Annotated in this window: 26 protein-coding genes and 4 tRNA genes; 17 read left to right on the plus strand and 13 right to left on the minus strand. The window is 39.8% G+C overall.

Annotation, left to right across the window (positions count from 1 at the left end; genetic code table 11):
* Positions 1-44: 44 nt before the first annotated feature.
* The gene (locus tag ACQV1I_RS08475) at positions 45-365 is read right to left on the minus strand and encodes a hypothetical protein (protein WP_094699219.1); all 321 of its coding nucleotides are present in this window, start codon (positions 363-365) and stop codon (positions 45-47) included.
* A gap of 139 nt (positions 366-504) precedes the next feature.
* On the opposite strand from ACQV1I_RS08475, the gene ACQV1I_RS08480 reads away from it, so the two are divergent.
* From ACQV1I_RS08480 to ACQV1I_RS08505, 6 genes are all read left to right on the plus strand, one after another.
* Positions 505-957 (plus strand): YaiI/YqxD family protein, encoded by a 453-nt coding sequence (locus ACQV1I_RS08480; protein ID WP_018672099.1) that lies wholly within the window; start codon positions 505-507, stop codon positions 955-957.
* Positions 958-1,013: 56 nt separating this feature from the next.
* Positions 1,014-1,625, plus strand: a complete 612-nt coding sequence (locus tag ACQV1I_RS08485; protein WP_258073341.1) for a phosphatase PAP2 family protein — start codon at positions 1,014-1,016, stop codon at positions 1,623-1,625.
* A gap of 83 nt (positions 1,626-1,708) precedes the next feature.
* Positions 1,709-1,780 (plus strand) — tRNA-Asn (locus ACQV1I_RS08490).
* 3 nt (positions 1,781-1,783) lie between these two features.
* Positions 1,784-1,856: transfer RNA gene (locus ACQV1I_RS08495), tRNA-Thr, on the plus strand.
* A 315-nt stretch (positions 1,857-2,171) separates the two neighbouring features.
* Positions 2,172-2,624, plus strand: a complete 453-nt coding sequence (locus tag ACQV1I_RS08500; protein ID WP_018672101.1) for a hypothetical protein — start codon at positions 2,172-2,174, stop codon at positions 2,622-2,624.
* Positions 2,612-2,911: a YxcD family protein gene (locus ACQV1I_RS08505; protein ID WP_094699216.1), complete on the plus strand. Its 300-nt coding sequence runs from the start codon at positions 2,612-2,614 to the stop codon at positions 2,909-2,911. The genes ACQV1I_RS08500 and ACQV1I_RS08505 overlap by 13 nt, the downstream gene beginning before the upstream one ends.
* 69 nt (positions 2,912-2,980) lie before the next feature.
* Here ACQV1I_RS08505 and ACQV1I_RS08510 read toward each other — a convergent pair whose 3' ends face one another.
* The 4 genes from ACQV1I_RS08510 to ACQV1I_RS08525 form a co-directional block, all read right to left on the minus strand.
* Positions 2,981-4,009 carry a cytochrome d ubiquinol oxidase subunit II gene (locus ACQV1I_RS08510; protein WP_116334586.1) on the minus strand — a complete coding sequence of 343 codons (1,029 nt, stop codon included), beginning with the start codon at positions 4,007-4,009 and terminating at the stop codon, positions 2,981-2,983.
* On the minus strand, positions 4,006-5,328 hold the full coding sequence (locus ACQV1I_RS08515) for a cytochrome ubiquinol oxidase subunit I (protein ID WP_104032155.1): 1,323 nt from the start codon (positions 5,326-5,328) through the stop codon (positions 4,006-4,008). The genes ACQV1I_RS08510 and ACQV1I_RS08515 overlap by 4 nt, the downstream gene beginning before the upstream one ends.
* 711 nt (positions 5,329-6,039) lie before the next feature.
* Complete coding sequence (locus tag ACQV1I_RS08520) at positions 6,040-6,696, minus strand: DJ-1/PfpI family protein (protein WP_116334587.1); 657 nt, start codon at positions 6,694-6,696, stop codon at positions 6,040-6,042.
* Between the two features lie 764 nt (positions 6,697-7,460).
* Positions 7,461-7,646: a hypothetical protein gene (locus ACQV1I_RS08525; protein ID WP_094699212.1), complete on the minus strand. Its 186-nt coding sequence runs from the start codon at positions 7,644-7,646 to the stop codon at positions 7,461-7,463.
* Between the two features lie 603 nt (positions 7,647-8,249).
* Here ACQV1I_RS08525 and ACQV1I_RS08530 point away from each other — a divergent pair.
* Together ACQV1I_RS08530 and ACQV1I_RS08535 are read left to right on the plus strand one after the other, a co-directional pair.
* Positions 8,250-8,336, plus strand: a tRNA-Leu gene (locus ACQV1I_RS08530).
* Positions 8,337-8,346: 10 nt separating this feature from the next.
* Positions 8,347-8,420 (plus strand) — tRNA-Gly (locus ACQV1I_RS08535).
* Positions 8,421-8,974: 554 nt separating this feature from the next.
* On the opposite strand, the gene ACQV1I_RS08540 is transcribed toward ACQV1I_RS08535, so the two are convergent.
* The 3 genes from ACQV1I_RS08540 to ACQV1I_RS08550 all read right to left on the minus strand — a co-directional run bounded on the left by ACQV1I_RS08540 (position 8,975) and on the right by ACQV1I_RS08550 (position 11,911).
* Positions 8,975-9,514: a hypothetical protein gene (locus ACQV1I_RS08540; RefSeq protein ID WP_116334588.1), complete on the minus strand. Its 540-nt coding sequence runs from the start codon at positions 9,512-9,514 to the stop codon at positions 8,975-8,977.
* A gap of 598 nt (positions 9,515-10,112) precedes the next feature.
* Positions 10,113-10,346: a helix-turn-helix domain-containing protein gene (locus ACQV1I_RS08545; protein ID WP_094699209.1), complete on the minus strand. Its 234-nt coding sequence runs from the start codon at positions 10,344-10,346 to the stop codon at positions 10,113-10,115.
* Between the two features lie 683 nt (positions 10,347-11,029).
* On the minus strand, positions 11,030-11,911 hold the full coding sequence (locus tag ACQV1I_RS08550; protein ID WP_116334589.1) for a LysR family transcriptional regulator: 882 nt from the start codon (positions 11,909-11,911) through the stop codon (positions 11,030-11,032).
* Between the two features lie 122 nt (positions 11,912-12,033).
* Here ACQV1I_RS08550 and ACQV1I_RS08555 point away from each other — a divergent pair, with 122 nt between their 5' ends.
* The 3 genes from ACQV1I_RS08555 to ACQV1I_RS08565 all read left to right on the plus strand — a co-directional run bounded on the left by ACQV1I_RS08555 (position 12,034) and on the right by ACQV1I_RS08565 (position 13,942).
* On the plus strand, positions 12,034-13,245 hold the full coding sequence (locus tag ACQV1I_RS08555; protein WP_094699207.1) for an MDR family MFS transporter: 1,212 nt from the start codon (positions 12,034-12,036) through the stop codon (positions 13,243-13,245).
* Positions 13,246-13,322: 77 nt separating this feature from the next.
* Positions 13,323-13,517, plus strand: a complete 195-nt coding sequence (locus tag ACQV1I_RS08560) for a hypothetical protein (RefSeq protein WP_094699206.1) — start codon at positions 13,323-13,325, stop codon at positions 13,515-13,517.
* 293 nt (positions 13,518-13,810) lie between these two features.
* The gene (locus ACQV1I_RS08565; protein ID WP_018672115.1) at positions 13,811-13,942 is read left to right on the plus strand and encodes a sporulation histidine kinase inhibitor Sda; all 132 of its coding nucleotides are present in this window, start codon (positions 13,811-13,813) and stop codon (positions 13,940-13,942) included.
* Between the two features lie 91 nt (positions 13,943-14,033).
* Here ACQV1I_RS08565 and ACQV1I_RS08570 read toward each other — a convergent pair whose 3' ends face one another.
* A complete protein-coding gene (locus tag ACQV1I_RS08570) occupies positions 14,034-14,534 on the minus strand; it encodes a hypothetical protein (protein WP_116334590.1) in 501 nt (166 codons plus the stop codon).
* A 249-nt stretch (positions 14,535-14,783) separates the two neighbouring features.
* On the opposite strand from ACQV1I_RS08570, the gene ACQV1I_RS08575 reads away from it, so the two are divergent.
* Positions 14,784-15,044, plus strand: a complete 261-nt coding sequence (locus tag ACQV1I_RS08575; RefSeq protein WP_035312096.1) for a YlaN family protein — start codon at positions 14,784-14,786, stop codon at positions 15,042-15,044.
* Between the two features lie 55 nt (positions 15,045-15,099).
* Here ACQV1I_RS08575 and cax read toward each other — a convergent pair whose 3' ends face one another.
* Entirely contained in the window at positions 15,100-16,146 is a 1,047-nt protein-coding gene (cax, locus tag ACQV1I_RS08580) for a calcium/proton exchanger (RefSeq protein ID WP_116334591.1), read from the minus strand.
* A 138-nt stretch (positions 16,147-16,284) separates the two neighbouring features.
* Between cax and ACQV1I_RS08585 the strand changes: the two genes are divergently transcribed.
* Positions 16,285-16,539 carry a hypothetical protein gene (locus ACQV1I_RS08585; RefSeq protein WP_018672119.1) on the plus strand — a complete coding sequence of 85 codons (255 nt, stop codon included), beginning with the start codon at positions 16,285-16,287 and terminating at the stop codon, positions 16,537-16,539.
* Positions 16,540-16,632: 93 nt separating this feature from the next.
* On the opposite strand, the gene sleB is transcribed toward ACQV1I_RS08585, so the two are convergent.
* Positions 16,633-17,358, minus strand: coding sequence for a spore cortex-lytic enzyme (gene sleB, locus ACQV1I_RS08590; RefSeq protein ID WP_116334592.1), 726 nt, complete (start codon positions 17,356-17,358; stop codon positions 16,633-16,635).
* Positions 17,359-17,609: 251 nt separating this feature from the next.
* On the opposite strand from sleB, the gene ACQV1I_RS08595 reads away from it, so the two are divergent.
* Positions 17,610-17,951 carry an Asp23/Gls24 family envelope stress response protein gene (locus ACQV1I_RS08595; RefSeq protein WP_094699202.1) on the plus strand — a complete coding sequence of 114 codons (342 nt, stop codon included), beginning with the start codon at positions 17,610-17,612 and terminating at the stop codon, positions 17,949-17,951.
* A 99-nt stretch (positions 17,952-18,050) separates the two neighbouring features.
* Here the strand turns inward: ACQV1I_RS08595 and ftsW are convergent, their stop codons facing one another.
* Positions 18,051-19,208, minus strand: coding sequence for a putative lipid II flippase FtsW (ftsW, locus tag ACQV1I_RS08600; protein ID WP_094699200.1), 1,158 nt, complete (start codon positions 19,206-19,208; stop codon positions 18,051-18,053).
* Positions 19,209-19,301: 93 nt separating this feature from the next.
* Entirely contained in the window at positions 19,302-19,640 is a 339-nt protein-coding gene (locus ACQV1I_RS08605; RefSeq protein ID WP_018672123.1) for a YugN family protein, read from the minus strand.
* A 154-nt stretch (positions 19,641-19,794) separates the two neighbouring features.
* Between ACQV1I_RS08605 and ACQV1I_RS08610 the strand changes: the two genes are divergently transcribed.
* From ACQV1I_RS08610 to ACQV1I_RS08620, 3 genes are all read left to right on the plus strand, one after another.
* Entirely contained in the window at positions 19,795-20,229 is a 435-nt protein-coding gene (locus ACQV1I_RS08610) for a CBS domain-containing protein (RefSeq protein WP_094699198.1), read from the plus strand.
* A gap of 394 nt (positions 20,230-20,623) precedes the next feature.
* Positions 20,624-21,385: a thermonuclease family protein gene (locus ACQV1I_RS08615; RefSeq protein ID WP_236645844.1), complete on the plus strand. Its 762-nt coding sequence runs from the start codon at positions 20,624-20,626 to the stop codon at positions 21,383-21,385.
* Between the two features lie 77 nt (positions 21,386-21,462).
* A complete protein-coding gene (locus tag ACQV1I_RS08620; RefSeq protein WP_116334593.1) occupies positions 21,463-23,871 on the plus strand; it encodes a heavy metal translocating P-type ATPase in 2,409 nt (802 codons plus the stop codon).
* Positions 23,872-23,938 lie beyond the last annotated feature (67 nt).

Consider the following 23,938-nt stretch of genomic DNA (forward strand, 5'->3'; position numbering starts at 1 on the left):
CATAGTTGATAAGCTGACCTACTTACAGTTCTAGCATCGCAATATCACCGGTGTATTTCTGTCGGCTCAAAGTCCTGCTGAACATGAAACCAAATGTTTAGGTCATTGATTGTACTAGCTAACTCAGCAATTTCAGAATTAAGCTCACACGAGCGTTCAAAATTATCTTCCTGATACAGCTCAGCTTGTTTTTGGTTAATAACAGCTTCAAGAGCGATGACACGATCTGGTATTCTGGAACGAATCTCTTCCCATTTTATCAAGATATCGGCTCGCTCAAAAGGATCGTATTCTTCCCATTCCAGATAGAGAAAGGGAAGGGGAATACCTAGCCGCTCCTCACGTTTAAATTCATAACGTACCACGTATCTGACTCCCTTCAGCAAAGCATGCTATAATTATCGTATACGAAAAAGAGCAAAGAATATAGAGCCATGCTACATAAAACTGCAAAAATAGAAAAGCTGATGTATGCAAGATACAGTCATATGAAAGGAATATGATATGAATCAAAAGCCTAGAGTCTTAATTGATGCAGATGCCTGTCCAAAAAAGGCTCTCCAGATAGCAGTAGAGCTATGTCAAAAAAACGGCTATGAGCTGATCACCTTCGCTAGCTATAACCATCAATTTCAGCATGATAATCATGTGGTTGTTGATGCAGGCTCGCAAGCAGTGGATATTCGTTTAACGAATGAAGCGAAAGCAGGAGATATTGTGGTGACCCAGGATATTGGTTTGGGAGCTATGGTAATGGGAAAGGGTGCAAAATCCCTGACGCCACATGGTAAAGTTTTTACTTCAGATAGCATTGCTTTTGATTTAGAAGTACGTAATGAAAAGGCGCGATTCCGGCGGGGTGGTGGACGGACAAAAGGACCACATGCTAGAACTCCAATAGACGACCAACATTTTCAGGATGCACTGATGTACCTTATGCAAGAGGGAGGGGAATAGTGATGGAAAACGATAGAATGCAAGACCCCTCGCCCTTTTATAGCAGGTTTTCACTTATGTTAGCAGTTGTTTTGTTTGTTGCTTTCTTTTGGATAACCTATATTGTTATTGGGCTTGGTTCTAATGTAATGGATGAATGGGGCATCATGATGAGTAAAGAAGTACGAAATCCCCACTTAACCATTATTATGCATGCTATCACTCAATTGGGAGATGTGTACATTTTAGTGATTGTTGTTGTCTTGTTTGTTACTGGCTGGTGGAAAAAACATCGAGTAGAATCCTTGTTTTTTTTAGGCACGCTTGCTCTTGGTTTTTTAGGTAAAGAAATTTTTAAAAGAACGATTATGCGTGAGCGACCTATTGATGTAAATTTGATCGATCTGCCTTCCTCATGGTCCTTTCCCAGTGGACATACTACCTTTAGTACTTTATTTTTTGGAATGGGAGCCTATCTATTATGGAAGCATCAACGTGGGAGTACAAACACATGGATTTGGCCGATGATAGGTATTGCAATTCCTTTGTTGGTTGGATGTAGCCGAATTTATTTAGGGGTTCATTTTTTCAGTGATGTTGTCGCAGCTTGGTTATATTCAGCTGGATGTATTCTTGTATCAGCCTATTTGTATGAAAGAAGACAGATACGAGGTGTAAGCAATCAATAAAAAGAGTAGCAAAACAGACTCTATTGACATATTAATGGGAAATATGGTACGGTAAAGATGAATTGTTATATTTATCTGACTATTTCTCAGTAGCTTAATGGTGGAGCACCCGGCTGTTAACCGGTAGGCTGGCGGTTCAAGTCCATCCTGAGGACCATGCTCCTGTAGCTCAGTCGGTAGAGCGTTTCCATGGTAAGGAAGAGGTCGCAGGTTCGATTCCTGTCGGGAGCACTCCTTTTTTCGTTAACTATATTGATGAGGCGTGACCTAGCGGGGGAGCGTCTCTTTTTATTGAGGAAAATTTTCTTTTTAACAGTTTCAACTTTGCTTTTTTCTGGAAAAAAACAAAAACTGTGTTACAATGATATGCATAAACACTTATATTGACATCGGTATGCATCAGTATGCAAAAGAGTTGCTGTTTTGGGGACTACACGACAGTAGTGTAATCAGTTCTTCAAATAACTTTTTACATGGTGAAACCTTTTACCTGCTTGATCGTATACCTTACTTGTCAGTTGAAAAGAGAGGGGAATTTATACTATTATGAAACGAAACAAGCTGTTGATGGTCTTAATGGCATTAGCTCTAATGTTTACGACCGTTGGAATAAACGCTCATGAAGTAGACGCAAAACGCGGTGGTGGATACAAATCTGGTTCGAAGTCATTCCAACCTACACAAAGTACCACTACTCCCAAATCTAATGCAAAGCAAGATCAAAACGTAAATAGCAAAACGAACACTACTACCCCAGCGGCAAGTACTGCTAGCAAAAGCGGCGGTTTCATGAAAGGGTTGTTGTTTGGTGGATTGGCAGGTATGTTGTTTGGTGGTCTCCTAGGTCACCTAGGCGGTTTTGGAGCGTTTGCTGCCGCATTATTGAATATCCTGATTTTAGTGGGGATTATCTTGTTGGTGGTTCGTCTCTTCCAAATGGTACGAAATAATAAAAATAATAATAAATATAAGGAACAGGAAAACAGATGGAAACAATAAGACTATTAGAACAAGATCTTATTAATGCAATCTGTCTTTACATTGCTGAAAAAAGAGAGATCGAACCTTTTCAAGTAAATGTTGAACTGATGTGGGATGAGGAATATGGTTATTCTGCAGAAGTGAATGCGAACGGACGTGAACAGGTGCTGATTGAGGCCAACATGCTAGAGGCCCTGCGCAAGTATTTACGTGACCAAATGGAATTAGATCCATTTTCTGCTCGAATTCAGCTAGATATTGATGATGAAGAGGGCATGATTGCTCTTGTTTCTTATAATTCATAACTAAAAGCCACGTAGAGCTTATACACTCTACGTGGCTTTTTGCATGTTTAACTAGTTGTTAGTACTCTGTTACGACTTTTTGGCCTCACTAGTATCATTCATAAATAATCTCCAGAAGTATAGGAAGCCTGGAGTAAGAATAGCAAATCCTACGATATAGACAACAAACATAGCTCGAAAGTTATCTGGATGTGTGAAGCCTGATTCAATCGTAACATGTGGATAAACCAAATACGGAAGATGAGCCACGCCATAGGCATAGCTAGCTAACAAGTACTGGATGACGGCAGCAATGGTAGCCAGGCGTGGTAAGCTAAGCCAGCCTTTTCGTTTAGACGTACCAAATAGTGATGCATAGGAGAGTAGGAAAAAACCAGCAGAAGCAGTGAGCCAGCCAATTTGAGAACGTAGATTGGTATATATCCAATTAGCTTCGGTAGACATGGTGATCACAACAGAAATAGCCAGTACAATTGAGATGGGACCTACAATCCGAGCATCTCTGCGATAAATTTGAAATGCTTCTCGCTCACAAAGAACATTAGAAAAATCGGCTAGTAATAACGAAGAAAGAAAAAGAGTACTAGTTATCGCCAGTCCAATATACATATATTCATGTGGACTTGAAAACAGCCTGAGTAGTTGAAGCTGTTCATAGCCATTTTCAAGCGTTATAAAACCGCCCTGCGTGATTGGTAACACACTGATTAATAGAGCAGGAATTAAGATGCCAGTAATACCTGAGACTATCGACATCATTTTACGATAATCCTCTACTACATGAGAGAAGACTAGGAAGGCACTTCGCAGCAACAGCAATAGCAAAATTAAACTACCAGGTATAATCAATACAGTACCTAATGTATAGGTAGCCCCTGGGAAGAAGGTAACAAGTGCTATGACGATAAGTACAATAAAGACATTCGTTACTTCCCAGGATGGAGAGAGGTACCGATTAGCGATTTGAGTTGCTTTCGTCTGCTCACGATCACGATAAATCATGGACCAAAAGCCTGCGCCGAAGTCAATGGAAGCAGCGACTGAATAAATAAATACGAAGCCCCACAGCATTGTAACGGCAATAATGGTTTCACTCATGCTTCTCCCTCCAAACTGATGGGATGTCGACGGAAATAATAGCGGAAGACTAGGATTGTTGCGATAGACATGAACAGATAGATTCCTAAGAATAACAGAAATAGCGTACCTAAGCCCTGTGATTGCGTAGTAGCATCTGCTGTCTTCATAACACGATATAAAATCCAGGGTTGACGGCCCGTGCATGCGAAGATCCAGCCAGCCTCGATACCTAGCATGGATAAAGGACCACTTAGGACAAAAATCCACATTACCCACCGAGGATAATGAGAATGTTTGAGCCATTTTTTCCAAGCAAAACCGATAAAACCAACAAAAATGAGTGCACCACCAACCAAGACCATAAAATTAAAGAGAGTGTGGACAAAGAGTGGTGGCCATTCATCCCTCGGAAAATCATTTAGCCCAACTACCACCTCATTTGGTGTGTTTCCGGCTAGCACACTTAGCATCCAAGGAATTTCGACCCCATATTTTACTTGCTGTGTTGCCTCATCTGTAACACCACCAAGAACAAGAGGAGCATGGGACTGAGTCTCAAATAAGCCCTCTGCTGCGGCTAATTTTTCTGGTTGATATTGATGTAAATGTTGAGCTGAATCATGCCCATTAATCCCTGTTAATAAGGAAAATGTACCGCCTACCACCAGACCCATTAATAAGGCTTTTTGATGAAACGCATATTCACGCGAGGACTTGTTAACTCGTAGCATTTTGTAGGCAGCGATGGATGCAATTACAAATGCACCCGTCATATAGGCGGAAACAACTACATGCCCGGCTGTGACAAAAAAGCTGGGGTTAAAAAATGCCTTCCAAGGATCTACGTCAACCACTTCTCCATTAACCAAATGAAAGCCGGTCGGGGTTCCCTCAAAGGCGTGAACATTAGTAATGAGCACAGCAGAAGCAGTCGCCCCAATCAATACAAGTAGTACACTTAGGATACGCATTTTGGGAGATAGTCGATGTGCTGCATATACATAAATAGATAAAAATAAGGCTTCTAAAAAAAAGGCAAAGATTTCAATTTGGAATGGGAGGGAGATAACTTTGCCGACCACTTCCATAAAGCCGGGCCATAGTAAGGATAATTGAACACCTGAGATGGTTCCAGAGGGAATAGCGATTCCAAGTAAAATGGCCTGTCCCTTGGTCCAACGCTTTGCCATTAGTGAATAGTCGGTGTCCTTCGTGCGTTGATACAACAGCTCTGCGATTAAAATCATTAGCGGTAAGCCAACGCCAAGCGAAGCAAAAATAATATGAAAACCCATAGTCATTCCAAAGGTGCTTCTGGCGATCAGAATTTGATCCATATCCCATCAACCTTTCTCCGTAACAAGTTCCTCCTTACCTTTGCATATTTTTCCTGTTATTATGCATGAAAGCTGGAAAAAGACCCCATTTACTAGGGATAGTGGATTGAATACTAAGGAAAAACATGCAAGAATATTTTTACACAAATCGTAATTTTGCGGTCATGGCGGGATTGGAAGACGTGCTAGACTCAGGTTCACCCGTGCAACAAACGTCTGTCCGACGCAAGCCTATGCGGTGTCAGACCGTAGAGAACCGGAATATTATCGGATAAATTATGGTAATCTAGCGGAGGGATTTATTAGCGTCTATTTACGAGAAATCTATACCTTCGCAACTGTAGGTGTAAAATAAATCGGCGACCGAATATCGATGTTCGATTTATCAATCGCACAAAAAAAAGAAGGAGCAGTATTCGCTCCTTCTTTAGATATATTTGGGTACCAAAATAATCTCAAGGTACAGTTATGAATTTGGAGGTACCAGTATTATTGTAGAGTTACTAGCTTTTATGCGACCCAACATTTGTCTTTTGCTAGAGAGCCGTGCTTCAGGTTCACGACTCCCATTGGTAGGTCTCTCTTAGCTCATACTCATCGAAATTTAGAGTTCAACAAGTTCTCTAACCGCTTTGATACCAGAATGAAGGTCTCGGTTCAATGCCTTCGCCTCAAGCTAAACCCCAATACCGTTGCTGACTTATTTGTGATTTACAAATCAGGCTCCTGTTTTTCAAGCTCTTGAAGCATCCCTCTTAATTGTTCTACCACTGGAGCCGGCGCTTTCTTTGGTGAACCTGAATCAAACGGGGGCATAGGATCGTATTCCAAAATCAGCTGAACCGCTTTGCTCATATCTTCCCCCGATTCCCATGCTACTAATTGGAGTGCCATGTCGATGCCGGAGGAGACACCGGCTGCTGTAACAATTTTGCCTTGGCGGACCACTCTCTCATCAGTTGGGATGGCACCAAGAGAATGGAGTAGGTCGAAGGAGCTCCAATGACTAGTTGCCTTCATTCCATGTAACAAACCTGCGGCACTCAATATTAGAGAACCGGTACACACCGATGTGGTCCACTTCGTCGTCTCATGTATTTGCCTAATCCAATTCAACGTGTTTTCATCATTCATCGGAGTTTTATAATTAGGCGGACTGCAACCAGGAACAACGAGAATATCAGCTGAAGTTACTTCAGAAAAACTGTAATCCGCATGCAAATAACCCATTTTCGAATCCAGTTTGATTAACCCCTTATCCTTAGCGACAAACTTTACTTTGCTGCCCGTTACGGCAGCAAATACTTCATACGGCCCCAATGCATCCAGCGCTGTGATCCCATTGTAAAGCATGATTGCGACTTCCATGATGATCCCTCCCGTATGCAATATGAATAATTCATCTCACATACATATTACTATACCCACGTAAGGTATATCAGTGTCGATATTGTGAAGAACACTATTCGGACGTTATGGTCATTCGAATTTCAGAAGGGCCCATTTGTCTTAAACGGAGCTATCCAAAGGAAGCCCAAATGTCCACGCTGTGATTGTATAGTGTACATTCCTCCTATGCTTACTGTGGTTTGATTGGCAATTATAGTACGCAAAATCTTTATCCAGTAACGCACTCGCTTCTTGACGAAGTAGTGGCTACTTCGAACGGTACTCAATTCCAACTTTCAAGATAGACGCGGGCAGGGCCTGTATTCTTACAAAGGAAGAGATGGCCGGCTTGGCATTATATGGGGGGTGTATTGGCGGGGGCATTGTAACGCGAGGGAGAAAGTTTGGTCTTTGGATAACGGAAGAATACGAAAAATGTACCACAACAACGACCTTACAATGAAGAATAAAGTAGCATGTATTATCTGTTTTAAGAATGGGATGAGAGATCGTAGTAAAGAAAAAGAAAATTAATATCTAAAAAATGAAAGAGCCTCCCTTTAGGAGGCATTAGATTAATTTATTTGATCACATTGCCAAACATTACAAAAACTTTGTGGTTCAGCAGCGATTGCCGCACTGGAAAGTGATAAGATCATCAAAGCAATAAATCCTATAGTACATATCTTTTTCATATAATCACTCTCTTTTTAGTAGTGTAGGAATTTAATTTTCAGAAATGGTTACCATGGACATTCCCGTTGCATACCTTTAGGCGCTGGTTTGCATTCAGGTTTACCTACTGGACAATCGGATTTAACATAAGGATCGGGGTTGCACAAATTTGCAAAAGTAGGCTTAGGTGAAATTGTAACCATGCCTCCAACGATTAATGCAGCAGTAAAAAATACACCCATTATTTTCTTCATGAAACGATCTCCTTTGCTGTTAAATTATGTATTGTTCATCAATTATATTATTATATTATTATATTATTTTTTATATTTCAAACTTTCTCAATAATACAGCAAGAAATTATTAGTATAAATTAAAAAATGATAATATTCTGTTTCGTTATATAAAATTAATTGATTAAAAATACCCATGAAACATTAAGATTAGAGATAACTACTTCAGATTGTAAGAGTATTGTGGGGATGACAATGATATGCAAAAGACCTTACGTTTTATTCGATTCCGGGTAGACAACCAGACCTTGATCACGACAAAATCATGGCGGTCAATTATAAATTGACGGAACGTAAACGTTATAACATCAAACTTTTCTCATTTGCCCTCAACTGGACCAAGTGTTGTATTGATCGTGGTAAATGTCAAAATAGTTCGGTGATTGACAAGTTTAAGTCGTTTGTATTAAACTAAGTTTTGTAAGTTGCGAAGGCACGCTTTTGTAGAGTCTATTCCGTAGTAGTGTGATGGCCCAACGTGAAAGCCTAACGGTTGCCAGAACGGTCTATTACAGAGCGCCAAAGAAGACGCGGTCACAATGCCCTAGAAAATGCATTCCCTTTGCGGGCATGGCGGAATTGGCAGACGCGCTAGATTCAGGTTCTAGTGGTGGTAACACCGTGGAGGTTCAAGTCCTCTTGTCCGCACCAATTAAATGATGCGGGTGTAGTTCAATGGTAGAACTCCAGCCTTCCAAGCTGGTCGCGTGGGTTCGATTCCCATCACCCGCTCCATAGATTTTTTCTATAAAAGCCTTGTATATCAAGGCTTTTTTTATTTTTATCTCTCTGTAAACTTTTCTCATAATCCGACATTGGGGACGAATTGGGACTAAAATATAACAGCAAAAACGTCCGAATGTAAGTTCGGACGTTTGGTTTACCTTTTATAATCTAAAGATGTTTATTCAGATAAGGAAATATAAGTAATTTAGAAGCTCTTCTCAAAATCTGCATTACCTTTTCCTTATTAGTGGTTCTCCCTTCAATGTGAAGAAGGGGAATTATTTTGGTAAATAAGCCTTCTAAATCGGGGGATAGGAACACCAGCCTCTACAGCAGATTTTATATTACTATGGTGTTCTCTTAAAACATCTAAAATTTGTTTTTCCTGGTTCTCATTTAACCCTTTTGAAATAATATGATCCAACTAGGCAAACGTTTCTGGATCTACTGCAAACTCCCTCATCAAATTAGATAAAATTCTAACCTTTCTAATCTTTGTTCCAAAAATCTCTTTAGTCTTTTGCTTTATCCCTATTTAAGAGTTTTTATAACAAAACTTCAACTTAAATATCGTTAGGTGTTAAAGAGCGTACATTTACTCTTGCCTTTACAGCACTACCTTTTGTTCCTGTAAATCTAAGTCTATACTCGCCCTCGCCGTAATATTTAGATGCTTTTGGAACCACATACTCGGCTACTTCACCAGTTTTCACAGGCTCGATACCCCAAATTTCTGTACCGTCCTCAGAAAGAAGTTCTAGTCGGAAACTTTTGCTTCCTGTATTTTCTACGTGTACACGTAGGTGTGGGTACTTGCCATTATGAGAAGAGTAATCGAAGACAAAGGAACCTTGACCAGATTTATAGCTCACGTCCTCATCTTTAGCAATTGAAACGTAAGGTGATATAGTCTTTTCATCTATAGATTTTTCAATTACTACAGCACTAGAAGCCTCTGGCTTAGTAATATTATCAGAATTAACATTAGTAGAAACATTTGGAGAAACGGTAGAAATACTTGGATGGGCGTTAGCACCAGTGACTACTACGGCTGTAACTATTAACGCAACAGGAACGGAAAATAATTTACTTATTTTTTTCATTGTTTTTCTCCTCTTTCCTTTTATATAGTTATATTTTACTAAAAATATAACTATTTTACATTATTAGGAATACATATCATTCTAGTTGTCTTCAATGAATTTCTGAAACACGGCTTTATTTGTTCTATAAGGTTTTCCGTACAGCTTATTCACATGTGCGACAATTACTTTTCCAATAAAAAATATTTTTTCCCCTTTGAGCGCAAGGGCATGATAAACTTGAATGGAGCATTTTTTAAATGCTTGGAATGTCGGGGTGTTCCTAAGCTTTCTGAGGGCATATGGGAACATCCCGTTTTTATTACCTTTTTAGCTTCCTTCTCTCGACATCTATCGTCGTCCCATGCTAACATTTTTCAACTCCTTTCTATGAGTATTCCTTCTTTGCTATCCTCCTTTCTCTGATAACCACAAAAATGATAAAAATAATTTAATTTTCTACATTTTACATGAATTACCAGTTGGTGACTTAATTATATATCAAGATATAACAAGGTCTTTTCGTTTCCACCCTTTGCAATCAAGTGCTTTAAAAATATTAAGTACCTATAGGTTCTTAAATGCCGCAGGAGAGAGTAGAAAATCTACTCATCAATGCCTATTGTTCCCGTTCCCATTCGTAGAGGTGTTCCATGCGGAAGTTTGGCATGTACATCTGAATGATAGAAGTAATGGAATACATAGCTTCTGGAGACATCAGTTTGGTACTAGTGGCATAATGCGAGATCATTCTAGCTGAAAAACCTGTTCGTCTCGCTAGCTCAGCTTGTTTCATACCAATAAGATTCAGAACGGGTTGTAATAGGCATTTCCCACGTATGTAAGATGCCATTACATTCATTCCCTATAGGTTACTATTTTGGCTCTGTCGTCTAGTGATAATCCTCTTTTTTTCTTAAGCAGGTAAGTGATCTTTCCGTATGTCATACGGTAATTTATCACTACATAAAAGTGTGTATTACAAGGGTAGATGTCCAAGAAAGATAATTGTCCTGTTGAGATTAGTATATTACGTAATTTGTCATTACGAAACTGACATTTTACAATTTGTGCAAATGTTTATTTGTGATTACGATAGAGTAATGAAGCAATATCCTTATAGAAGAATCATAATTTCTAAAACTCTGCAATCAATCACATCCTTGTTACACTAGGCAATCGGGCACGCAGTTGCTAGTGGGCAAGCCTTTAAAAACATAATAACTTTATCGGTTGGAGCATTGGCTTTATTGATTGGAATATTCTATTTAGCGATTAAATTTATGAAGAAGACCAAGAGCTAATGGTGTTGAAAAGCAAAAAATGGCTATGTTAATTTATATTGTTGTTTTAAGCTGAAAAAAATAGAGTCGGATCTACGAATATGTAGAATCAACTCTATTACACTTATTGAATATCAAGCACCAAATATTCAAGAAGCCGCCTTAATTAACTCAGCGACATTCTCTTATTTAAAATAGCTTCCAATTTACGTTGACACTTCATTTGATAATTTTGCTGATTTACTGGTTTTAACTAAAAATTGTAACCAAATTCCTGCATCAATAAAAGCCACTTTTCTATACTTGCACGATCTTTCTTTTCCTTTGGTAGAACAATGTAGGCAGGGCGTTTAGGAGGGATACTTCCTGTTAGCTTAATTTGACAGATACTCCCATCCTCTAAAGCTTTGCGCACCATAGAGCGTGTTACTAGTGATAATCCTAGTCCTTCTTGTACCAAATCGAGGGCGAGATGAGCCCCATCTACTTGTAGACGTGGGATATAGCTAGGTGGGAGAGTCTTGATAATCCACTCGGTGAAGGGTGTACCCCAATTGACCAGAATCAATGGTATTTTACTTAGATCGTCAACATCAATACTTTTAGCTGAACTTAGCGGATGATGAGGTGATCCTACCAACAGAATCTCATCTTCGTAAAACGGGATAATTTCATAATTAGGCAGTGAGGGCGGGGTATATACCATACCAATTTGGATAATTTGATCATGCAGATAGGTGTTAATGTCTGAAGAATGCCCGGTTTTCGTCCTAACAGCAATGGTTGGATAACGTAGATAGTATTCCTTTAGAATTGGCTCTAGAACGTAAGACCAGAGCGAAGAGACACTACCGATTGTAAGACGATCTTCATAGGGTTGTAAGGAGGCAACCTCCTGCATACCCTCCTGAGCTAGCTTGATGATACGCTCTGCGTATGGCAATAATGCGAGTCCAGCTTGTGTGATTTCAACACTCCGTTTATCCCGAACAAATAAGGGCCTGCCAATTCGTTCTTCCAATTGCTTAATACGCATAGTAACTGTGGATTGAACCAAATGGAGAATTTCAGCGGTGCGGGTGAAATTGCGGGTTTGCGCTAGTGTATAAAAAGCTTTTAACTGCTCAAAGTCCATAATATAACCTCTTATGCATATATTTGATTACTGTGAACAAAAAAATTCGTTTCTCAAATCATACAATACTTTGTAATCTGTTGATACTGATAATTCGAAAAATCGAAAGTGAGTGACAGTTGATGATACAGGGATTTCACATTTTAAAGAAAACGCCAGGCGCCATTAGATGGTTGCTAGCCTTGTCCTTCTGCATGAACCTTGGCTTTTATGCCTTAATTCCATATTTGACACTTTATTTGACCGGTAGCTATGGATGGGCATTATCGATGGCGGGATTGGTTTTGAGTGTACGCCAGTTTTCTCAACAGGGCGTAGCCTTTTTGGGAGGAATTATTGCCGATCGATGTGGATATAAGTTAACGATGATATTAGGGATGATTGTGAGAGGTTTAGGTTTTCTCGCCTTTGCCTTTTGTACCGAAACCTGGCATTTTTTCATTGCAGCAATCTTTTCTGGACTGGGAGGTTCGCTATTTGAACCAGCTGTTAGTGCTTCGTATGCTGTATTGACACCTGAAGGAATCCGTAAAGATGTATTTGGTGTAAAGAATGTCCTAAACAATGTAAGTGTTGTGGGTTCACAATTGGTCGGTACAGCATTAATTATGGTCGATTTCTATTGGCTGTCCATCTTCGCTGGTGGGTTATACTTCTTATGTGCAGGGCTTGCCTTGCTAGTGTTACCACCGCTTGCTGTAAAAGCTACTAAATCAAATGTGCTGAGGAGTTTTCAGACTGTCATTTTGGATCGAAGCTTTATGCTTTATACGTTTATATTGATAGGACATTATTATATTTATATGCAATTGTTTTTGGCCATTCCACAATTTGTTGAAGATACCTTGCAAAATAAAATGGCAGTAGGAACTGTGTTGTCAACGGTAGCTATCGTAACAATTCTGTTTCAAATGAAGGTACTGCAATGGTTGAGCAACTATAGTCAACGGTTTACATTGATTGGATTAGGCACTTTGATAATGGCATTTGGACTATTTTTATTTAGCTTTTCAAATCAATTATGGATGATTTTGCTTGATGCTAGTATTTTTGCGATCGGCACAATGATCTCTGTTCCTTATTTAATTGATATGGTGCCGTATTTTGCCCCTAAAAACCAATTAGGCGCTTATTACGGGTTTAATGGCTATGCACTTGCTATAGGTGGCTCTATTGGAACCTCATTAGGAGGATGGGCTTATGAGCTTGGAAAACAATTGTATATGCCATGGTTGCCGTGGGGAATCTGTTTAGCAATCGGATTTCTTGTATGCTGGCATATGTATCGAATGGAGCAAAGAATGGCGGTACAAACTAAGAGAGTGGCTATCTAATTCTTGCTGGATATTTTTACTGTTGTCGATTCAACGCAGAAATTGGGGGTAAAAAGAAAGAGAAGAGTGCATAAAAATTGAAACGAAATGGGCTTCTCATACGTATGGATATATATAATACTACCGGAGTTTGGATTCTGGTTGAAAGCGAGGGACATAAGGTGGAAGATAAAAAGAAAATTCGCCACATGCTATTCTTCACTGGTTCATTCGGGTTTGCTGTCTTCGCTATGGTTGTTGTCACAGAGATTATTCGTGTCTCTATGCATTAGCCTTATACTCAGAAAAGCGAATGTAGAATGTAAACGTGAATCGGATAGAAAGAGGGGCGGCCATTATGGCCGTCTTTTTTTATGGAACATCTATATTTTTCGACAATATGTAATCGTTTGTGGATAATTAAAAAAAGAAATCCACAAGGATGTATACCTGTTTAACCAACTTTTGCACAATTGCCCCACAGGCTATCAACAGGATTTCCACAGCACTTGTGGATATCGGAACGATTGTTCGTTTTTTTATAAGCTGTTACAATACGGTATAGAACAAAAGGGAGGTGACAAGCGTGAGATACTTAAGTGATACGATGTTGATAGAAGTATATCAACGTGCAGTCGCCCTTCATCTCGATGCCGATTTTATTTTCTTGGTAGAAGCTGAAATGGCGCGTAGGAAACTCTCTGTTCAAAGTGCTTAAGTCATGAAGGTATTAGAATTATAGACATATAAATAGAAAACGGGCAAATAGAGATAGCCACCCTATGTAAGGGTGGCACTTATTTTTCTACTTAGAGTAGGATTTCAAACATCGTAATATTATTCAAGGGTTGCTTATTTTCATGCAAATCTTCTGGGAAATATAAAAACACTGGACCCCTCTCTCGAATTGGTCTACCGTCTTTTGAGAATTGGAGAATTATTTGCTTGGATTTTTCCAAAGAAACATCTACATAATCTTCTTGTTCACGGTGAATACGAAGAGTCGTAGCATTTGCATAAGGCTTGGCATTTTCCAAGAAAGGTGCAAATTTGATTGCATAATCGCCCTCTAGCACTTTTCGTTCTTCTACCAAGCTTTTGCGTTGACTAGGAGGGGTGGAGCCTTCCTTCATTTCTTTTTCCCAATGTAGAGCTGCACCACGGATATATTTCTGCGTTTCTTGTAGCTCCAGATTATCCTGTTCCATATAAGTAGACAGTTCGAATTTTCGGTCATCAAATACCCAAACACTTGGATCAATGGTGATAGGGAATTCTACAGCTCCCTTTACTACAATCACGTCTGCCATTTCGGTCTTCCTCTCTGTTAGCGCTCTTACTACTTAATTATTGTATCGCAGGATGTAGAGAGCTGCAATGAATGTGCTTGGTTACAAGTGTTTTTTGACAGCGTTTTCAAAGGCATTTAACATATTATACACTATGAATAAAAGGTTATCCCCTTTTCAAATGACGCGTTATGACGTACTATGTATGTATGGTAAGGACGTGTCCAAACGGAGGGATAGGTTTTGACAGACGTAAAAATTCATAACGATATGGCCAATAAAGCTTTAGCGTTATTAAGAGCAGATGCGGATAAAATATATAAATTAATTGATGTTCAGATGGAGAACTTGAACATGCCACAGTGCCCTTTGTATGAAGAGGTGCTTGATACACAGATGTTTGGTCTGTCGCGTGAAATTGAGTTCGCGGTTCGCCTAGGAGTAGTAGTAGAAGATGAAGGCAGAACTATTCTGGAAAATCTTGAACACAAATTAGCCGATTTACATGAGCTCTTTAACGAAAAAAAATAAAAACTCGCTAGGAAAGCTTTCTTTCCTTAGCGAGTTTTTGTTACGTGTGGACGATCTAATCAAAGAAGAAGGCTGTACCAAGAATAAGATACACAATTAACAATAATACTCCTTCGAACCAGTTAGTTTTACCGTCCCGACAGATCGAAATCGTGATAATGGTTGATACGGCAATTGCTGTGAGTTCTGGAACAGTAAAGACGATGTTCATAGGGGACCCGAATAAGAGACTGATTAAGACCAGTGTAGGAGCTACGAACAAAGCTACTTGTAAACTAGAGCCCACAGCAATTTCCACAGCTGCTCCGATACGCCCCTTCATAGCAAGTAGGATTGCGGCACTATGTTCAGCGGCATTTCCAATAATGGCAATGACAAAAGCCCCCACAAACAGCTCTGACCAGCCGAAGGTATGTGAGACTGCTTCCACACTATGTACTAACCACTCGGATACGACTGCTACAAAGAAAGTAGATACCACGAGCATGATGATGGATACTGGCTTAGACCAGACAGCCTCGCTCTCGTGCTGTTCCACATCAGTGAGAAATGATTTATGTGTTACCATGGAGAAGATCAGCCACAGCGCATATGCAAGAATTAATAATATAGCGATCACGATCGACAAGGTGTTAATCTTTTCAAGGGATAGTTCAGACATAAAGATAGCAGGAATAAACAAGGAAACTAAGGCTAAAGTCATCATGGAAGCGTTGTGTCCGGCTAGTTGACTATTAAAGATTTGTTCTTTAAACTTTAAGCCACCAAGCAATACGCTTAATCCTAACACTAATAAAAGATTTCCGATAACGGAACCTGTGATAGACGCTTTCACCATTTCAAACAAACCTTCTCTAACTAAAAAGAACGCAATAATTAATTCAGCTGCATTGCCGAAGGTTGCGTTTAAGAATCCCCCAATACGATCACCTGCATAATGAGCGACATTCTCGGTAGCTTTTCCTAACCAGGATGCGAGAAAGATAATAGCTATGGAAGCTGTGATAAATCGTAATACTTCATTGTCAGTGAAATAGTGAAAACCAGCTGCCAGAGCAAAGCTTCCTCCTACCAACGAATAAAATAGTCGCATGCTTTTCATACCATATAACCCCTCATTTCTTTCCGGATTATTTCAATCTTACTTTTCTGCTCTATGAGGTAAAGATTATCGAGATTCATGAGTGCATATTCCACTAACATTAGAGGAAAACTAAGGAAAAATTGTAGGAGGTGCTTTATGTCTGCTCCCTATTGTTGTCCGGTATGTCGCACCAATCGTATGAGATTTACCATTATACGACAACAACCACAGTATGTCCGCTTACATCCACAAACAGGTGAGACCATAGAAGAGTTGACCCAAACCGAACTAGATGCTTTTCATCAACCCTATAAAGGGGATGATTATCTTATTCAATGTGGTATCTGTGGCACGATTGAAAGCGAAGAACGATTCGTAAAGATGGCACAACACTCATTTGGCCCAAAATGAGTAAGCTGAAACAATATAATGTCATTAAAAAGGGAGAAACCTGGTAATTTATTTATACCAGGTTTTACATTTTTATATGGTTTAATATAAATATTATCTACAAAAAATGTGTTTACCAATTTTTTTAATTTGTGGTCGACTCCAGATCCAAGCAGAGGTTGCTGTATCTGGATTAAAATAATAGGTTGCCCCTTCACTAGGATCCCAGCCTTTTAGGGCGTCTTGGACAGCCTTTCGCGCTGATTCATCCGGTGAAAGATAAATTTGACCGTCAGCTACAGCTGTAAATGCACGTGGCTCAAACACAACAGCTGCTGGTGAATTAGGAAATGAGGGGCTTTGTGTGCGATTTAAAATAACGGCAGCGACTGCAACTTGTCCGATATAAGGCTCACCGCGTGCTTCTCCATATACAGCTTGGGCCATGATTTTCAGATCATTGGCAGAAAAGCCATTAGAAGGCGTCATTACTTGATTTCCTTTTTCTTTTGGTTTAAAAGTACCCATGACATAATTTTTTGTTGAATTGTACAATCTAACTTTCGTTTTATCATCCAACTCCCCAGTAATCGCCATGCCAAACTCATATTGAAAAAGACGTAGAGCTGCTTTTGTACGTGGACCGAAAATAGAATCGATATCTCCTGTATAAAAACCAATATGTTTAAGTCGTTCTTGTAGTTCTCTTACATTGGCACCTGTGCTCCCTTCTTTATAAGTAGGACCCATAGTAAATGCCTGCGTGATACTTGGAATGCTACTAACCAGAAATGCAGTACACAAGATTACTCCGAAACACCAATACATAACTTTTTGCACTGTATGTATGCCTCCCTTATTTGTAAAAAAGCTACGTTTGTAAACGGTAGTTAGTTTGTAAGAGTAGTTTGTCCGATTTTCTCTCGGTTTAAAAGCTGGTAAAATTTTCGAGAATAGTGCTTCAAGCTGTTGACTAAACCCGTTATAATAAAAGAAAAAACATTTTGAAGCAGTACATGATTAGTTGGGTAAACTATGTACAACAGGCAAGTAGCGCTACATAAGGCGGTTCACATAAGGAGGCGGTAGGGATGGAATCCGTGAAAGACCAAATCAGAGTGGCAGATCAAGTAGTTGCAGTCATTGCAGGAGTAGCAGCGCAAGAGATTGAAGAGGTAGCTGTAGGTGGTTCTAGTTCATTTTATGATGAATGGACGAAACGATTGGGTGCGAAAAATAATGCAAAAGGAATAATGGTTGAAATAGGGGATTTGGGTGCTTCTATTACATTATGGGTTTCTGTTCGCTACGGTACCATCATTAGCAAGACCTGCCAGCATCTTCAAGAGAAAGTAAAAGAAACAGTAGAGTTTTTAACGGGATTGACGGTGTATGAGGTAAATGTACGAGTAGAGGGCCTCACTATTGAATAACAAGAGTAAGATAGGTATAAACAGGAATAGAAAAAAACCAACGACAGATTTTCTGCTGTCGTTGGTTTTTTATGTTCTTGAAAGGATAGGAACGTATCCTTACATCGAGGAGCTCTGGGTATGCTTTTGTCTGTTAACATCTCGAGAGACACTTAATAGGATTCCCATACTTGTCATACAAATTAACAAGGATGATCCACCATAACTGATAAACGGCAAGGGTACGCCTGTCATTGGTATAGCACCTGTTACACCGCCGATGTTGATTATTGCTTGAATACTAAGCATGGTAACAATACCTGTTCCAGCAAGTGTGGCAAAGGTATCAGTAGATCGTAAGCTGATCTGTAGTCCTCGAATGATTAATAACAGATACAAAAGTAGGAAGATAGAGGTTCCGATTAAGCCCATCTCTTCAGCAATAACGGAAAAGATAAAATCTGTATGAGCCTCTGGTAGGTACAGATATTTTTGCAAGCTTTTACCGAACCCTGTACCGAAGATTCCGCCTCGCGCAATAGCAAATAAGGATTGAACCATTTGAAATCCTTTATCTAATCGATCACTCCAAGGATCAGTAAAAGAGGTTAATCGGGCCCAAGCATGTGGTTTTACTAAAATATAGGTAGTAATAAACAGAGTCGATGGAGGGACAGTAAGAAAAAAGATATGCTTAATATTAGCTCCACCTACTATTAAGATAACCCCAGCCGTTCCCAAAATAATGGCAGCTGTTCCTAAGTCAGGCTGTCCCAAAATCATTAAAAAGAAAATACCCGTAACTGTCAAAGGTGGTATTAAGCCTGTTTTGAAACTTCGGAAGGCATCTCCTTTTTTAGCAATGAGGGCTGACAGATACAGAATTAGTCCCAGCTTGGCAACCTCTGAGGTTTGTAAAGTCATAAAGCCTAAGTTAACCCATGAATGCGCTCCGTTCGTCTTGATCGCAAATCCGGGAATATAAACAAGTAAAAGTAAGAAAAAGCTACCAGCGGCAATCATCAGGAAGTTTTTCTTATAAAAGGAGAAGGGGATGTTCATAACAAAGAGCATGAGAAACAGACCCAAAATGGCAAAGATGATTTGTTTTTTTGCGAAGTACAAACCGTCACCTAGACATTGATTACAACCTTTAGCTGTCAATATTCCGGTTTGAGCATAGATGTAGCTGGAGCTCATTACCATCGTAATTCCAAAGCCTACAAGTAGCAATGTTAAAAAAAGTAGGAGAAAATCTGGTACGCCCCGAGTTTTCATTGAAAAAGAAATCACCCCTAGAAATGAAACAGAGAGGTGGGTATGTCCTCTCTGCTTGTGTAAAGTATTTGAACAAACTGAACCTTCATACTGTTATGCTAATTTGTCTTTTAAACCTTGTAAAACTTGCTTTGCATTGTTGAGTACGCCATCTGGCATAGGACAGTCATAATCGATTCCGTGTGGGAACAGATGCTTGCCGATGAATGGCTCGTCCAATTTTAATACAGTGTCTGGATCTTCCATTTTGCCTTCTACACAATGTGCTTGAATGCGAAGATAGTACGTAGTGTCTCTATCCTTTAGCTTGTAATCGTAGGTTGCGTGGGCGTAATCCCAAGCAAAACGCGTGAAACCTGAGCTATTCATAGCAATGTCTAAGTCGGCTAAAGTTCCTTGGTGGCCGCCGATTCCCGTTTCTTTGAGAAGCATTCTGCCTTCCTCCTTCGTGATATTCACTCCCTTATGATAGTAGGTTTTTCCTGTTTGTGCAATGATTATGAGACGTAAAAAATAGCTGGATTGCATGAAAGAATACGGGAGGGGGGAAACTAACCTTTGTTTAAGAATGGAAGGAGGAAGAAAAATGGCAACAAGAACACTACGCCAAATTATGACAGATAACTTGGCTACCGTTACGTTACAAGATAATGTATATGAAGTAGCAGTGAAAATGAGAGATTGGAACGTTGGCGTCATTCCAGTTGTGAATGAACAAAAAGATGTTATCGGAGTCATTACAGACCGTGATATCGTCATTCGTGGCCTTGCTGAAAAACATCAAGGCTCTAGTAAGGTCGAAGAGGTCATGAGTAAAGATGTCGTGCTGGGAACTCCAGAAATGACTGTAGATGCAGCAGCTAAGCTGATGGCTAAGCATCAAATTCGCCGTCTGCCAGTAGTGGACAACGGAAAGTTAGTAGGAATTGTGGCGATTGGAGACATGGCAATCCGCAACATTTTACAAGATGAAGCAGGAGAAGCATTAGCAGAGATTTCTGAAACAGCTTCACGCCATTAATTTTTCTGATGAAGAGAGAGCATTTGTGGACACTCGGAAACGAGTGTCTTTTTTATGTGTCACTTTATAACATTTGGGCTTGTCTTTTTTGGACCTAAATTATTCCTTTCGCATAGGCTGTAACGAAGAGGAAAGGAGGGTCCACATGGGTTTTTTCGATTTTGACTTCTTAAATGGAGATAGCGAGGAACTGATATGGATCATCGTAATTGTTGTTGTTTTATTTTTTCTACTAGTTGATTGGGACTGGGAATAAATGACCAGATAAAAAAGCGGCCTACCAAGCTTATGTGGGTCGTTTTTTGTTTTGGAAGATTAGAAAAACTGTAGACAAGCACGTATGTTTGGTATGATGGGAAAGGTAGAGTTAATCAAAAACATGGAGGATATGTACATGAGGACAATGATAACCAATACAAAGCATATATTTGCCATCCTTTCCCTTGGAGTAGCCTTAGCGGTAAGTGGATGTGCTACTGACAAAGACACGCAAGAGAACAATGAGCCCACACCCAATGGGAAAATGAAAGTTAAAATAGAGAGAGTAGTCGATGGTGATACCTTTAAAACAACGAAGGGAGATAAGGTAAGACTGATCGGAGTGGACACACCTGAGACTGTGAAGCCCAATAGTCCTGTGGAGCCATATGGAAAAGAAGCGAGTGACTATACGAAAAAGATGTTAGAAGGCAAAGAAGTTACCCTTCAATTTGATGTACAGCCTTTCGATAAATATCAGAGACTATTAGCTTATGTTTATTTAGAAGATGGCACATTCTATAATGAACATCTCGTATATGAAGGATATGCGCGCATCATGACAGTGCCACCTAATGTTGCTCAATCAGAAGTGTTCTTGAAAGCAGAACAGAATGCTAGAGAAAACAACCGAGGACTTTGGGCCTTAGATGTTTATAAGAAAGCGGATCAAGGTAAGAAAAAGAACACTTCTTCCTCAAAGAGCCATTCCGAAAAAAAGGAAAGTAGTACGCAAAGGGAAAACAGCAAGCAACAAATCAAAGGAAATATTAATTCAAAGGGTGAAAAAATTTACCATGTACCTGGTGGACGTTATTATGAACAAACGAAACCAGAAGAGTGGTTTGATACAGAAGAAGATGCTATCAAAGCAGGTTTTAGAAAATCAAAGGAATAACATTTCGATGATTGTTTGAATATTATAATGTTATCTGATACACTACGAGTAGAGAGCGGAAAACGAGGTGCTGCGGGATGAGGAAAAATTTGAATGATAAGCATAATGGTCAAGAAAAAAACTCCAATTATTCTCACGTAGAACATCAAGATAACGAGATTGTAACGAAAACATGTTGTGGTGAACAGGGGCATCATTCCCATACGGATCACCATCAGCACGAACATTGTGGAGACACAGGTCATTCTCATCATGACCATCATCACAACGATCATAGTCACAAACATCACGAACATAATCATCACGAACACAAACATACAGGGCATTCTCACGGTGCAGGGTGTTGTTTTGCTGAACACGAATTGGCGACTACGGTATTAGCCAATAAAACCGCTGCACAGGTATATCATATTGAGGGTATGGATTGCGGCTCATGCGCTCTAACTTTACAGAAGCACGTGCAAAAAACCTTGAATATGCCAGAAGTAGAAGTAAACTTTAGTACAGCCAAAATGCGATTAGGAAAAAAGGCTAATGTAGAAAAAGTCTTACAAGCTATTACAGAAGCTGGTTACAAAGGTACATATCAGGATGGGAGTGACCGTTTTTCTAACATTGAACCAGAAGCTTGGTGGCAAAATGAAGCAGTTCAACGTACAGGAATAGCAGGATTTTTTATTCTGGTAGGGCTTTTGTTAAAAGCGTACCAGATAGAACTGCTCGGGAATACTGCTTATGCTATTGCGATGGTAGTTGCTGGTTTAAAACCCTTAAAAGCCGCATGGTATGCCCTAAAAAGTAAATCAGCTGATATGAACCTGCTGATGAGTTTGGCGGCAATAGGAGCAGCTTTTATCGGTGAATGGTTAGAAGGGGCAACGGTTGTTTTCTTATTTGGACTTGGGAACTCTTTGCAAACCTTATCTATCAATAAGACTCGTCAATCCATTCGCTCCTTACTACGTTTGGCACCAAAAGAAGCCATGGTTTACAGAGAACAAGAATGGGTTAGTATCCCAGTAAAAGATGTGGAAGTTGGAGAGCGTTTATTAATTAAAGCAGGTGAAGGAATTCCACTTGATGGGTTTATCGTTAAAGGGATATCTACTTTTAATCAGGCACCAATCACTGGGGAGTCTATGCCAGTTGACAAAGGTGTGGGTGACACTCTCTTCGCTGGTAGCATTAATGAAACAGCCGTTGTTGAGATGGAAGTGACGAAGATAGGTTCTGATTCCACACTAGCTCGCATTATTCATTTAGTGGAGGAAGCACAGGAGAAGAAAGCACCAACTGAACAATTTGTAGAGAAATTTGCTAGAATTTATACTCCAATCGTAATTGTAGTGGCCCTTGCTGTTATTATTTTGCCACCTTTATTTACAGGAGAGTGGCAACATTGGTTTTACCGTGGCCTAGAGCTATTGGTTATCGCTTGCCCTTGCGCCTTGGTTATTTCCACCCCTGTTGCAGTAGTGTCTGCTATTGGAAGTGCGGCACGTCACGGTGTTTTAATTAAAGGTGGAGCAGCTTTGGAAATCATTGGTCATTTAAAGCAAGTAGCTTTTGATAAAACAGGTACGATCACAACAGGAAAGCTACATGTTGAAAAAATACTTACTCTCCAGCAACACACCGAGTCAGAGATACTTGAAAAGGCAGCCATGATCGAGCAATCTTCACATCATCCCATTGCTACTGCTATCTTGTTACAGGCAAAGGAAAATGGCATTCTAACACAGGATTCTGATAATCATCAAACCATTGTTGGTAAGGGTGCTAGTGCTACGTTGTCAGGAATCACGTATTTGGCGGGAAATGAGAAGCTGTTTACCGAACATAAGATTGAACTGGGACTTTTACATGAGCAAATTAAGGAAGAGCAACAAGCTGGTAAAACGATCGTATTAGTGGGTACGACGAAAGAGATTTGGGGTGCTCTTATCATATCTGATACCATTCGACCAACAAGTCAAAGGGTGATGCAGCAATTACATGGCATTGGCGTAAAAACTTTGTTGCTTACGGGTGATAATGCAGGAGCGGCCCAACATATGGCTCAAAAAGTAGGGATTGGACACGTACAAGCAGGTTTGTTACCAGAAGATAAGCTTGAGGCAATAAAGGTAGCTAAAAAGCGCGAAAGTGGTACAATTGCAATGGTAGGTGACGGTATTAATGATGCTCCAGCTCTAGCTACCGCTGATGTTGGTATTGCGATGGGAGGAGCAGGAACGGACACTGCTATGGAAACAGCAGGAATCGTATTGATGGCTGATGACTTAGAAAAATTACCATATGTAATTGGGCTTAGCCAACAAGCGCTAGCGATTATCAAGCAAAACATATATTTCTCTTTATTGATCAAAGCTATAGCACTACTCTTGATCATACCAAACTGGCTCACACTGTGGATGGCAGTCATCAGTGATACAGGAGCAGCGATGATTGTCATTCTTAATAGCATGAGATTATTGAGAAAGTGATCTTACAAGAGAGTAAATCGTACTTGGTACCCGATGAACGAAGTAGAGAATTTGTGGCATAAACAGG

The sequence above is a fragment of the Brevibacillus sp. JB24b genome (genome assembly GCF_051713385.1).
Taxonomy (GTDB): Bacteria; Bacillota; Bacilli; order Brevibacillales; family Brevibacillaceae; genus Brevibacillus_B; species Brevibacillus_B laterosporus.

Coding starts and splice junctions, on each gene's coding strand:
- ACQV1I_RS08605 (WP_018672123.1), bottom strand. CDS start 19,640: ATGCTTCTCAAAGAAACGGGAATCGGCGGCCACCAAGGAACTTTAGCC.
- ACQV1I_RS08545 (WP_094699209.1), bottom strand. CDS start 10,346: ATGGCATCTTACATACGTGGGAAATGCCTATTACAACCCGTTCTGAAT.
- ACQV1I_RS08570 (WP_116334590.1), bottom strand. CDS start 14,534: ATGGCAGACGTGATTGTAGTAAAGGGAGCTGTAGAATTCCCTATCACC.
- ACQV1I_RS08595 (WP_094699202.1), top strand. CDS start 17,610: ATGGAATCCGTGAAAGACCAAATCAGAGTGGCAGATCAAGTAGTTGCA.
- ACQV1I_RS08480 (WP_018672099.1), top strand. CDS start 505: ATGAATCAAAAGCCTAGAGTCTTAATTGATGCAGATGCCTGTCCAAAA.
- ACQV1I_RS08500 (WP_018672101.1), top strand. CDS start 2,172: ATGAAACGAAACAAGCTGTTGATGGTCTTAATGGCATTAGCTCTAATG.
- ACQV1I_RS08610 (WP_094699198.1), top strand. CDS start 19,795: ATGGCAACAAGAACACTACGCCAAATTATGACAGATAACTTGGCTACC.
- ACQV1I_RS08550 (WP_116334589.1), bottom strand. CDS start 11,911: ATGGACTTTGAGCAGTTAAAAGCTTTTTATACACTAGCGCAAACCCGC.
- ACQV1I_RS08540 (WP_116334588.1), bottom strand. CDS start 9,514: ATGAAAAAAATAAGTAAATTATTTTCCGTTCCTGTTGCGTTAATAGTT.
- ACQV1I_RS08510 (WP_116334586.1), bottom strand. CDS start 4,009: ATGAGTGAAACCATTATTGCCGTTACAATGCTGTGGGGCTTCGTATTT.
- ftsW (WP_094699200.1), bottom strand. CDS start 19,208: ATGAAAACTCGGGGCGTACCAGATTTTCTCCTACTTTTTTTAACATTG.
- ACQV1I_RS08520 (WP_116334587.1), bottom strand. CDS start 6,696: ATGGAAGTCGCAATCATGCTTTACAATGGGATCACAGCGCTGGATGCA.
- ACQV1I_RS08485 (WP_258073341.1), top strand. CDS start 1,014: ATGTTAGCAGTTGTTTTGTTTGTTGCTTTCTTTTGGATAACCTATATT.
- ACQV1I_RS08615 (WP_236645844.1), top strand. CDS start 20,624: ATGAGGACAATGATAACCAATACAAAGCATATATTTGCCATCCTTTCC.
- ACQV1I_RS08515 (WP_104032155.1), bottom strand. CDS start 5,328: ATGGATCAAATTCTGATCGCCAGAAGCACCTTTGGAATGACTATGGGT.
- ACQV1I_RS08505 (WP_094699216.1), top strand. CDS start 2,612: ATGGAAACAATAAGACTATTAGAACAAGATCTTATTAATGCAATCTGT.
- ACQV1I_RS08620 (WP_116334593.1), top strand. CDS start 21,463: ATGAGGAAAAATTTGAATGATAAGCATAATGGTCAAGAAAAAAACTCC.
- ACQV1I_RS08585 (WP_018672119.1), top strand. CDS start 16,285: ATGTCTGCTCCCTATTGTTGTCCGGTATGTCGCACCAATCGTATGAGA.
- ACQV1I_RS08525 (WP_094699212.1), bottom strand. CDS start 7,646: ATGAAGAAAATAATGGGTGTATTTTTTACTGCTGCATTAATCGTTGGA.
- cax (WP_116334591.1), bottom strand. CDS start 16,146: ATGAAAAGCATGCGACTATTTTATTCGTTGGTAGGAGGAAGCTTTGCT.
- ACQV1I_RS08575 (WP_035312096.1), top strand. CDS start 14,784: ATGGCCAATAAAGCTTTAGCGTTATTAAGAGCAGATGCGGATAAAATA.
- ACQV1I_RS08555 (WP_094699207.1), top strand. CDS start 12,034: ATGATACAGGGATTTCACATTTTAAAGAAAACGCCAGGCGCCATTAGA.